Here is a 10425-nt window from a genome sequence, read left to right on the forward strand (position 1 = left end):
TTTGGCGATTGCTTTGGCAGTGTGCAATCACAGTATTACCAGATTATTTTCTTAAGTGATCTAAGCCCCTTGCCTGTTGGGGGAAGTCTACGAATTGTTAACTTTGATCGCCGATCATTTGGCTCATGGTTTCGAGGTTGAGCACGTTGGATAATGTGGCTTCGTCCATGAGTCCTTTTTCGAGGACAACTTCGCGGATGGATTTACCAGAGGCGAGGGATTCTTTGGCGACGGCGGCGGCGTTGAGATAGCCGATATGGGTGTTTAAGGCAGTCACTAACGATAGAGTTCCTTCGGCATAACCAAGACAGCGATCGCGCTGGGCTTCGATGCCGCTCAAACATTTATCACTGAAGGCTTGCACCGCATGACCCAGAATTTCCACCGAGTGGATTAAATCGTAGGCAATCAACGGCATCATCACGTTTAATTCCAGTTGACCGGCTTGGGCACAAAATGCGATCGCCGTATCATAGCCCATCACCTGAAAACAGACCATGGAAATCATTTCCGCCATCACCGGATTGTATTTACCCGGCATGATTGAAGACCCCGGTTGTACGGGGGGTAATTGAATTTCTTTTAACCCCGTTTTTGGGCCCGAATCCATCAGGCGCAAATCGTGGGAAATTTTCACCAAATCCTGAGCCAAATTCCGCAACGACCCCGACACATTCACAAACGGGGCCATACTCTGCATCGCCGCCATTAAATGAGGTGCAACAGTGAGGGGTTGGCCGATAAATTCACCGAGCAATGCCGCGACGCGAAACCGATAATCCGGATGGGTATTCATGCCTGTTCCCGACGCGCTCCCCCCTAGTCCTAAAACCCAGAGGTCTTCGGCGGCAAGTTTGATCCGGGTGAGGTGGCCGGTGAGGATGCGGGCCCAAGCGCGGAATTCTTCGCCGAGGCGGACGGGGACGGCATCTTGCATGTGGGTGCGGCCGGATTTGACGACGGTTTGAAATTCGCTGGCTTTGGTGTTGAGGGCAGCGATCGCACTCTCCAAGGCCGGATAAAGGGTATGGATTAACGCCAAGAGTGTCCCGATCCGGATCGCAGTGGGGATCACATCGTTGGTGGATTGGCCGTAGTTAACGTGATCATTGGGACTGACGCGGCCATAGTTGCCTTTTTCGTCACCGAGGAGTTCGAGAGCGCGGTTAGCGAGGACTTCATTCAGGTTCATGTGGTGGGATGTCCCCGCCCCGGCTTGGTAGATATCCACGACGAATTGATCCCGCAGTTGGCCGCCCAAAATTTCATCAACGGCCTTGACGATCGCATCACTAATTTCGGTGGGAATGCAGCCCAATTCACCATTGGCGATCGCCGTGGCTTTTTTAATCAGTAACCCCGCATCCACATAGGTGGGGAGCGGCTTCAATCCACTAATGGGAAAATTTTCCGTGGCGCGGAGGGTTTGAATCCCGTAATAAACATCCTGGGGCAGTGAGCGATCGCCCATGGAATCCTTTTCAACCCGATACTCACTCATGGCAGCGTTACCTCATCACGATTAAATCCGGACAATCATAACAAACCGCCCCAAGCTTCTGCGCTCCTTACACTGGGCCAAAAAAAATCCCCTAAGCCCGGAGGCGAGGGGGTTATGTATCAGGGTGCATCTACCATTGCTTTGTCCTCATCTGGGGGGAGCGATTCCGGAGGGTTTTTTACCCTCACCCAACCCTCTCCCACGGGAGAGGGCTTCTTACTCCCTTCTCCTGCGGGAGAAGGGGCGGGGATGAGGGCATTTAAGAATTATTTCGCGTTGCTGTAGGTTTGCATCGGTTCTTTAATCCAGCGGATGTAGAGGTGTTTGAACGTGGATTTGAGGATACGGGGTGCGCCGAAGTCGATGGGGACGAGGGCATCGGGGAGCTTCCAATCAGCGATCGCTAATTCTTCCGGTGTGAGTAACGGAAACTCTAGGGTTTCAGGATTGAGGCCCAGGCGTTTAGCGGCGGCGTAGGTGGGAACGGTGTCGGGGTTGACTTGGAGAAGGTCAAGGAGGGCGCAATCGAGGGCGAAGACATTGGCGGAGGCGGCGAGGATGCCAAGGGGCCGGGCTTCGCCGCCGCTGGGGCCGTTGCCTTGGTGGGCGATGATGCCGTCGAGGATCGTGAGGTTAGGCGCGATCGCGTTTGCCGTCTGCACCAACATTTCCCCAAAGCGATCGCGATCTTTCCCGGCCTCAAGATGCCACCAGGCCTTCATTTTGCCCGGCACACAGCCAAACAGATTCTTCACCCCCATCGTCATTGTTAATTGACAGTGGGATTTCACTTTTGGCAGATTGATCACCACATCCGCATCCATGGCTTCTTTGGAGAGGCGGAGATGGTCGAAATTGTCCGATTCCACAGCGTAGCGGTGGCCGTGGAATTCCACCACGGGAATATTTAAATCCTGCAACATCGGCAGATAGCCGTTAGTGCGGGCGACTCCTTTGGCGCTGCCAAAAGCGGGACTATCCCCCATAAAGGGCTTGCCCCCAGCGGTGATTACTTGTTGAGCGACGGCGGCGACGAGTTCGGGGCGGGTGATACATTCATGGCCGGGACGGCTGCCGGTGAGGAGGTTGGGTTTGAGGAGGACGCGATCGCCTGGCTTGACGATCGCACCCATGCCACCGAGGGGGGCAAGCAGTTGATCAAGGGACGCGGCCAGGGGCGCAGCGTCGTAGGTATCGGCGCGAAGGAGGCTAACGATAGACATGGGTGGGATGGGGGTAACGTTGTTTAAAATTGCTCCTATTCTAGACAGGGAAGGGCAAGGTGGGGGTGAGGCGATCCGATGGTGAGGGCATCGCGGGGGGCGGTATAATATTGTTACAATTCTTAACCCTTTGCCTGAGTAACTATGGTTTTACCTGCAATCAGTGCGGCGATCATGATCACGACCTTTTTTGCGATCGCCACCGGCTTCATTTTTAAAGACGTATTGGAATATCAAGTGGACTACTGGTATGCCCATCGCGACACCCAAGACCGCATCAACTACAAAACATCATCGGGAACCCTGGCCTACATTTTGATGACGATTTTCCTGACGCTTTTTATGGGGGAATGTCTATCGGTGTTTCAGATTGGGGCGCTCTTTGCCTGGGGGATTGCGGTGATTACGGTGATTCCAACCACGGTGTTAATTTGGCTGCAATTGGGGTCAATGCTTGAACTTTTGGTGCGTGGCGGTTCAGCAGCGATCGATCTGGATGCGTAATTGGTTGGTTTAGAGGGTTTGGAGACCAAACCCCTACGGGGCAGGAAAGACCCCAAGGATCTCGTCGGGGCATGGGTCACCCTGCCTCCTCACAAAGGTCAAGGCAACTTCGTTAGAGTTGGAAGTAAGCCGTATAACTATTGATTAAATCTATATGAACAGAACTAAATTAGAGCAACTGCGATCGCTCTTTGCCGAGATGGATCGGGCCTTGATTGCCTATTCTGGGGGCATTGATAGTACCTTAGTGGCGAAAGTCGCCTATGACGTACTAGGCGATCGCGCCCTCGCGATCACAGCCATGTCACCATCGCTCTTACCGGAAGACTTAGAAGATGCCCGCATCCAAGCAGCAGCGATCGGGATTCGCCATGACTGCGTTGATACCCACGAAATGCAGAACCCCAACTACACCAGCAACCCCGTCAACCGTTGCTACTTCTGCAAAAGCGAACTCCACGACACCCTCAAACCCCTCGCCCTCGAACGCGGCTATCCCTACGTCGTCGATGGCGTGAACGCCGATGATCTCCACGACTACCGCCCCGGCATCCAAGCCGCCCAAGAACGGGGAGCGCGATCGCCCCTCGCCGAATTAGGCATCACCAAAACCGAAGTCCGCGAAATCAGCCGCGCCCTCGCTCTCCCCTGGTGGGACAAACCCGCCCAACCCTGCCTTAGTTCACGCTTTCCCTACGGCGAAGAAATCACCGTGGCAAAATTGCAGCGCGTCGGCCGGGCAGAAGTTCACCTCCGCCGCTTGGGATGGCAAAACATCCGCGTCCGCTCCGAAGGCGACACCGCCCGGATTGAACTCCTGCCCGATCAGATCAAGGATTTTGTCGCCCAAACCGATTTGCCGCCCTTGGTGGCCCAATTTGAAGAATTCGGCTTTACCTATGTCACCCTCGACCTCGAAGGCTACCAAAGCGGCAAACTCAACCGCGTCCTCGGCACGAACCAAAGCACACCCTTTCAGAGTGCGATCGCGGGTTAAACGCGGTGAGAGTGGATGAGGTGCGATCGCTCAGCAAACAAGGGGATGTGTGCCCTTTGTTTCGCATGATTTACCCTACGGCAGAGCCATGAGACAAGAGATAATGTCCTTGAAAAACGTTGAGGGATGTCCGATGCCATCCAGTCAAGAAATTGTGCAGCACCGAGTAGACACTAAGACAGTGATATCTCAGGAACAATTACAGCAGCTTCTGAGGGAATTCAAAGCGAAATGGGGAGATCAGTTTAATTTAACTGCATTGGGATATTTCGGCTCCTATGCCCGTGGAGAAGCTCGACCGGATAGTGATGTGGATATTGTCTTTGGCACGACCAATCCCGATTTATTTAAGACCGCTATTTTGAAACAAGATTTGGAAGTTTGGCTGAATCGATCAGTCGATGTGATTCGACTACATTCCTATCTAAATTCTGACTTTAAGGCTCGACTAGAACACGAAGTCATCTATGTCTAAAAATGCCCGGCTGATTGAACGCTTAACGATGGTATTGTCTGCTTTAGAGCGCATTCCTAGCCGATTTGCTTCTATCAACGTTCCCAGTGACTTTATCAATAGCGAGTCAGGCATCGAACATATGGATAGTATTTGCATGGTACTCATCGCCGCCGGAGAAGAATTCAAAAACATAGATCGCGCAACCAAAGGCACAGTATTTTCTCAGTACCCTCAGATCGAATGGCGTGGTGCAATGGGGTTGCGAGATGTTTTAGCTCATGGGTATTTTTAAGTTGATCCTGAACAACTCTATACAATTTGTGCCCACCGTATTCCCCAGTTAATTGAAACCTTAAAGCAGATGATTCACGATCTAGAGAACACTTGAATACGGGAAAGTAGAGATAACTTGCTCAATGGTGCATCCCAGTTGTGCAACCCCTCACCCAACCCTCTCCCGATGGAGAGGGCTTTTGGCTCCCTTCTCCTGCGGGAGAAGGGCTGGGGATGAGGGTTCTACCTGGCGAGCAATATGAATCTGCAAAAGTGGGATGCACCCTTGCTCAATGCATTGAAAATCAATGCGATCGCTTGTCTTTGTTTTGTGAGGGATGCGATCGCACTTGTTTCGTCAATTGATGGCGCAAGCGCGATCGCACCCTGGCCATCCCGATAGAGTCGCACCCCAAAGCCAGATGCGATCGCAACAAAGGCCATGCCACAGCGGTACAATAATCACGGTGCGGAATCCTGAAGGGGTTGCGCTCTTCCTGTCTGAACTGTTGAACAACGTTAAGGTGAATTGATCCATGTCCAGTGCTGAAAATGTTGCGCCCGAACCGATGAAGCTCCTTCGTACCAGCGAATCGGACAGCCTGAAGCGCATTCGTCACACCGCCTCCCATGTGATGGCGATGGCCGTGCAGAAACTCTTTCCCACGGCACAGGTGACGATTGGCCCTTGGACAGAAACGGGATTTTATTACGACTTTGACAATCCGGAACCCTTCACGGAGCAGGATCTTAAGGCCATCAAGAAAGAGATGGACAAGATCATTAAAAAGAAACTGCCGGTGGTGCGCGAAGCGGTCAGCCGCGACGATGCCCAGGCGCGGATTGAGCAGATCGAAGAACCCTATAAATTAGAAATTCTCAGCGACCTGATTAAAGGAGAAGAGATTACCCTGTATCACTTAGGGGATGAGTGGTGGGATCTCTGTGCGGGGCCCCATGTGGAGAATACGAGCGAGTTGAATCCGAAGGCGATCGCCCTCGAAAGTGTGGCCGGGGCCTATTGGCGCGGCGATGAAAACCGGCAACAACTCCAGCGCATCTATGCAACGGCCTGGGAAACCCCCGAACAACTGAAAGAATATCAACGCCGCAAAGCCGAAGCCCTCAAACGCGATCATCGTAAATTAGGGAAAGAATTAGGCCTGTTCCTCTTTTCCGATGTGGTGGGGCCAGGCTTGCCGTTGTGGACTCCGAAAGGGACGGTGATTCGGACGTTGTTGGAAGGGTTTTTGCGGGAAGAACAAACCAAGCGCGGTTATCTGGGGGTTGTTACGCCTCATATTGGCCGCGTGGACTTGTTTAAAACCTCCGGTCATTGGCAGAACTATAAAGAAGATATGTTCCCGATGATGGCGGAAGATGAGGCGGCGGCAGCGGCAGAGCAAGGGTTTGTGTTGAAGCCGATGAACTGCCCGTTTCATATTCAAATCTATAAAAATGACCTACGTTCCTATCGGGAATTGCCGATTCGGTTGGCGGAATTTGGGACGGTGTACCGCTATGAACAGTCGGGAGAATTGGGCGGTTTGACACGGGTGCGGGGCTTCACGGTGGATGATTCGCACCTATTTGTGACCGAACAACAATTAGATGAAGAATTCCTTGATGTGGTGGATTTAATTCTCTCGGTGTTCGGTAAATTGAAGTTGAAAAACTTTAAGGCGCGGCTGAGTTTTCGTGATCCGGCATCGGATAAATATATTGGCTCGGATCAGATTTGGAATACGGCGGAAAATGCAATTCGGCGGGCGGTGCAACATCTGGGGATGGAATATTTCGAGGCTCCGGGTGAGGCGGCGTTTTATGGGCCGAAGTTGGATTTTATTTTCCGAGATGTGTTGGATCGGGAATGGCAATTGGGGACGGTGCAGGTGGATTACAACCTGCCGGAACGGTTTGATTTGGAATATGTGAGTGAGGATGGATCGCGGCAGCGGCCGATTATGATTCACCGTGCGCCGTTTGGCTCGTTGGAGCGGTTGATCGGGATTTTGATTGAAGAATATGCGGGGGATTTTCCGTTTTGGTTGGCTCCGGTGCAGGTGCGGTTGCTCTGTGTGAGTGATGAGTTTTTGCCCTACGCGCAGACGGTGCGATCGCAACTGCTGGCGCAAGGGTTGCGGGTGGAGATTGCCAGCGGCGATCGCCTCGGTAAGCAAATCCGCAATGCGGAGAAGGAAAAAGTGCCGGTGATGGCGATCGTGGGTGAAAAGGAAGTGGCCGCCGAAACCCTGAGTATTCGCACCCGTGCATCGGGGGAACTGGGGGCGATCGCACTCTCGGAAATCACCGAAACCTTGGTCAATGCAAACCGCGATCGCACTGATCCGTAAGAGCGGTGCAGGGGGCGCGATCGCCCCCGCTTCCCGATTCTGAATCCCTTGGGCCCTACGCCAAAACCCTGGCCCAAGGGATTCGTTTTGTTGCACGTCTGGATGGATTTTGATGGGGGGTAGTAGTGGATACTCTCGATTTTGTGACAAAATCTATAGATCTTGCCCAGTCAGGCTTATAGATATTGACACAAAATCAAAATTTGCTACAGTGAATGTATTGAAACGATTATTTTGAGGATCAAAATCATGAAAGGTCGAGGTGGAATGCGGGCGGGAGCCGGTCGGAAAGGGAATTGGCAGCATGGTGAAACCCAAACGATTCGAGTTCCGGCAGCCCTCAAGGATGAACTGCTGTCTCTGGGGCAACAGTTGGATTGTGGCCAGGGCGTGCTGGGTGGACGGATGCGGATGGAACTCGAAGCGGTGTTACGTGACTATGAAGCCCAATGTGATGCCCAGGGGGAAGCCGAATGGCAACCGATGCGCGAGTTGATCAGTGCAGTTCGGGATGTGATGGCGCAACATCCTCGGCGGGGTCAAGGCCGACGGGGACAGGGGCGAGGCTGTGGACAACAGCAACGGCATGGCGGTGATGCGATCGCGCAGGGTAACGGCCGCGGCCAACGGGCGGGACGTTGTGGAAATGTAGAGATGGCAGTACCGGCTGTGGGTGATGCGATCGCTGTCGAGTCCGCCAGTCTCTAAGGCCAGGTTGAACAGGCTGCCCATCCCAGAGCATGATCACCGGGGATGGGCCTCCTCTCCGTCAAGATCGCCCCTTAAACTGCCCAAGGCAATCGCGTTATCCCCTGGTAAAACAGGAAACTCAACAGCCAAGCGGTCACTAAGGGAACAATCACCGCGATCGCTGTATAGCGCCAGGATTTCGACTCACTCCAGATCGCGCCGAGGGTGGTGAGACAGGGGATATAGAGGAGGCTAAAGAGACAATAACTCAAGCCTTGGGCGGTGGTGAGGGTTTGGCCCAGTTCGACGGCCATGGCGTGATTGTTGAGGCCGTAGAGGACAGTGAGGGCGGCGATTTGGACTTCTTTGGCGACGAAGCCGATGATCAGGGAGACGGTGAGGAAGGGGTTAATCCCTAGGGGTTCCATCAGGGGTTGGAAGAGGCCGCCGAGTTGACCGGCGAAGGTGTCGAGGCCGGTGCTGCCTTGGGGGAAGCTGGTGAGAAACCAGATTAAGCTGCTGCCGATCACCATGAAGATGGAAAGGCGGGTGACGAATTCTTTCATTTCACCCCAGACGCGCAGGAGGACTTGCTGAATCGTCGGCAGGCGGTAGGGGGGGAGTTCGAGGACGAAGGGATCGCGGGATTGGAAGTAGTCGAAGCGGCTGAGGAGGGCGGCGAGGGTGAAGGCGCTCACAAAGCTCATGACATAGAGGCAAAAGAGGGCGATCGCCCCCTGACGATTGGGGAACACTGCCGCCAAAATAAACACAAACACCTGTAACCGGGCTGAACAGAGGGAAAAGGGAATCACCAACATCGACAGCAGCCGCATCCCTCGACTACGCATCACCCGCGTTCCCATAATCGCAGGCACATTACAGCCAAACCCCATCATCTGCAACACAAAAGCCCGACCATCTAACCCCAACCGTCCCATCAGAGCATCCATCAAATAGGCGGCACGGGACAGATAACCACTGCCTTCTAAAAGACCCATCACCACAAAGAAAATCGCCACCAACGGCACGAAGGACAGCAGAGCCGCGAATCCGGCCCAGATACCATTGAGGACAAGGTCTTGAACCAGTTGGGGCGCAACGGAGAGAACCGGCTCCAGGATGGCGGTTTGGAACCATCCCGTCACAGCATCAACAGGGTCAGCACTGGGCAAACCCACCGTCCAAATCAGCCAAAAGACCCCAAACATGGAGGCGAAGAAAATCGGCAGACCAAAGAGGGGGTGCAACATCACGCCGTCGATGGTATGGGTAATCGTGCGGGCGGTTAAGGACGGCATTTGCACGACTCCCCGCAAGAGGGTTTCAATCTCGGCTTCGGGGATAGGGTGGGCGGCGAGAACTGCGTTGAGGTGGGGAACGGTGACGGCTTCGGCGCTGTGTTCGACGGTGTGGGTAATGGTGGCGATCGCTCGCTGACACCCCGTGCCATATTTGGCGCTGATCGGTTGGATGGGAATGCCGAGGCGATCGCTCAACGCTTGGGCATCGTATTGCACCCCGTAGCGTTTGGCTTCATCGGCCAGGTTCAACACCGCCACAGTGGGAATGCCCAAGGATTTCACCTGCAACAGGAGGCGCATCTGTCGATCAATTTGGGTCGCATTGAGCACCACCACCACCGCATTAACCGCATAGGTTTCCAGGAACCGCCGCACCACCTGCTCATCATCGGAAAAACCATTGAGGTCATAAATACCGGGCAGATCCACCACTTCCACCGTTTCCCCCGACCATTGGACGCGGGCTTGAAACAGGTCAACCGTCAGACCGGGCCAATTTGCGATCGCCGCGTTGGACTGGGTCAAGCGATTAAAAAAGGTGGATTTTCCCGTGTTGGGCTGTCCGAGTAGCGCGATCCGTTTCTGAACGCCCACCCGTGAGGGTTGCACGGTTGCAGGTTGACAATGGCTCATGATCGTTATCTGAGGTAAAGGGACAGGAAGGAGCAGGAGAAATGCAAATTAGCCCTCCATATTGATCCGGACTAAACGCGCTTCGGAGCGCCGCATCGCGATTTCGGTGGTGCTGCCAATGCGCAGGTGGAGCGGGCCACCGAGGGCCGCTTTGCGCAACAGTTGGATCGGCTTATTCGGCACAATGCCCATGGCGGCCAAACGCGACACCAGCCCTGGGCCGTGAACACTGTCACTGATGCCGTCTACCAACGCAATTTGACCAACGGAGAGTTCAAGTAATGTCATGGTGATTGGGGGGGTGAGTGATTTGAAATTGAGGATCTGCTGATGAGATTTAGTATAGCCTTATTGACATACTCCCCCGTTAATTGCTAAAGCAATCTAACGGGGGATTCTTAGATTCACACCTAAGAGTTTCTGCTTCACAGATTGGTAACTAGGCAAAGCCCCCGTCCCATCATCTCCACAGACATTTTCAGATACGCC

11 protein-coding genes are annotated in these 10425 nt (G+C 53.7%); 6 read left to right on the forward strand and 5 right to left on the reverse strand.

Features of this window, described 5'->3' with window-relative positions:
* Window positions 1–97: 97 nt before the first annotated feature.
* Together PN477_RS18305 and PN477_RS18310 are read right to left on the reverse strand one after the other, a co-directional pair.
* Window positions 98–1501, reverse strand: coding sequence for an aspartate ammonia-lyase (locus PN477_RS18305; protein WP_272118260.1), 1404 nt, complete (start codon window positions 1499–1501; stop codon window positions 98–100).
* A 266-nt stretch (window positions 1502–1767) separates the two neighbouring features.
* Window positions 1768–2724 carry an Npun_F2552 family protein gene (locus PN477_RS18310; RefSeq protein WP_272118262.1) on the reverse strand — a complete coding sequence of 319 codons (957 nt, stop codon included), beginning with the start codon at window positions 2722–2724 and terminating at the stop codon, window positions 1768–1770.
* A gap of 144 nt (window positions 2725–2868) precedes the next feature.
* Here PN477_RS18310 and PN477_RS18315 point away from each other — a divergent pair, with 144 nt between their 5' ends.
* The 4 genes from PN477_RS18315 to PN477_RS18330 all read left to right on the forward strand — a co-directional run bounded on the left by PN477_RS18315 (window position 2869) and on the right by PN477_RS18330 (window position 4974).
* Window positions 2869–3228, forward strand: coding sequence for a hypothetical protein (locus PN477_RS18315; RefSeq protein WP_272118265.1), 360 nt, complete (start codon window positions 2869–2871; stop codon window positions 3226–3228).
* A 154-nt stretch (window positions 3229–3382) separates the two neighbouring features.
* The gene (gene larE, locus PN477_RS18320) at window positions 3383–4225 is read left to right on the forward strand and encodes an ATP-dependent sacrificial sulfur transferase LarE (protein WP_272118267.1); all 843 of its coding nucleotides are present in this window, start codon (window positions 3383–3385) and stop codon (window positions 4223–4225) included.
* A gap of 133 nt (window positions 4226–4358) precedes the next feature.
* Entirely contained in the window at window positions 4359–4700 is a 342-nt protein-coding gene (locus PN477_RS18325) for a nucleotidyltransferase family protein (protein WP_272147531.1), read from the forward strand.
* On the forward strand, window positions 4693–4974 hold the full coding sequence (locus PN477_RS18330; protein WP_272118271.1) for a HepT-like ribonuclease domain-containing protein: 282 nt from the start codon (window positions 4693–4695) through the stop codon (window positions 4972–4974). The genes PN477_RS18325 and PN477_RS18330 overlap by 8 nt, the downstream gene beginning before the upstream one ends.
* A 286-nt stretch (window positions 4975–5260) precedes the next feature.
* Here the strand turns inward: PN477_RS18330 and PN477_RS18335 are convergent, their stop codons facing one another.
* Complete coding sequence (locus PN477_RS18335; RefSeq protein ID WP_272118273.1) at window positions 5261–5404, reverse strand: hypothetical protein; 144 nt, start codon at window positions 5402–5404, stop codon at window positions 5261–5263.
* Between the two features lie 87 nt (window positions 5405–5491).
* On the opposite strand from PN477_RS18335, the gene thrS reads away from it, so the two are divergent.
* Window positions 5492–7309, forward strand: a complete 1818-nt coding sequence (thrS, locus tag PN477_RS18340; RefSeq protein WP_272118275.1) for a threonine--tRNA ligase — start codon at window positions 5492–5494, stop codon at window positions 7307–7309.
* Window positions 7310–7558: 249 nt separating this feature from the next.
* On the forward strand, window positions 7559–8017 hold the full coding sequence (locus PN477_RS18345; RefSeq protein WP_272118277.1) for a hypothetical protein: 459 nt from the start codon (window positions 7559–7561) through the stop codon (window positions 8015–8017).
* Window positions 8018–8091: 74 nt separating this feature from the next.
* Here PN477_RS18345 and feoB read toward each other — a convergent pair whose 3' ends face one another.
* Window positions 8092–9939, reverse strand: coding sequence for a ferrous iron transport protein B (gene feoB / locus PN477_RS18350; protein WP_417158857.1), 1848 nt, complete (start codon window positions 9937–9939; stop codon window positions 8092–8094).
* 45 nt (window positions 9940–9984) lie between these two features.
* Window positions 9985–10224 carry a FeoA family protein gene (locus PN477_RS18355; protein WP_272118281.1) on the reverse strand — a complete coding sequence of 80 codons (240 nt, stop codon included), beginning with the start codon at window positions 10222–10224 and terminating at the stop codon, window positions 9985–9987.
* Between the last annotated feature and the right edge of the window lie 201 nt (window positions 10225–10425).

The organism is Spirulina subsalsa CS-330 (genome assembly GCF_028330765.1).
In the GTDB taxonomy this organism is placed as follows: domain Bacteria; phylum Cyanobacteriota; class Cyanobacteriia; order Cyanobacteriales; family Spirulinaceae; genus Spirulina; species Spirulina subsalsa_A.

Bases quoted from the DNA above. Each gene is read 5' to 3' on its own strand.
- PN477_RS18305 (WP_272118260.1), bottom strand. From the start codon at position 1,501: ATGAGTGAGTATCGGGTTGAAAAGGATTCCATGGGCGATCGCTCACTG.
- PN477_RS18310 (WP_272118262.1), bottom strand. From the start codon at position 2,724: ATGTCTATCGTTAGCCTCCTTCGCGCCGATACCTACGACGCTGCGCCC.
- PN477_RS18315 (WP_272118265.1), top strand. From the start codon at position 2,869: ATGGTTTTACCTGCAATCAGTGCGGCGATCATGATCACGACCTTTTTT.
- larE (WP_272118267.1), top strand. From the start codon at position 3,383: ATGAACAGAACTAAATTAGAGCAACTGCGATCGCTCTTTGCCGAGATG.
- PN477_RS18325 (WP_272147531.1), top strand. From the start codon at position 4,359: ATGCCATCCAGTCAAGAAATTGTGCAGCACCGAGTAGACACTAAGACA.
- PN477_RS18330 (WP_272118271.1), top strand. From the start codon at position 4,693: ATGTCTAAAAATGCCCGGCTGATTGAACGCTTAACGATGGTATTGTCT.
- thrS (WP_272118275.1), top strand. From the start codon at position 5,492: ATGTCCAGTGCTGAAAATGTTGCGCCCGAACCGATGAAGCTCCTTCGT.
- PN477_RS18345 (WP_272118277.1), top strand. From the start codon at position 7,559: ATGAAAGGTCGAGGTGGAATGCGGGCGGGAGCCGGTCGGAAAGGGAAT.
- PN477_RS18355 (WP_272118281.1), bottom strand. From the start codon at position 10,224: ATGACATTACTTGAACTCTCCGTTGGTCAAATTGCGTTGGTAGACGGC.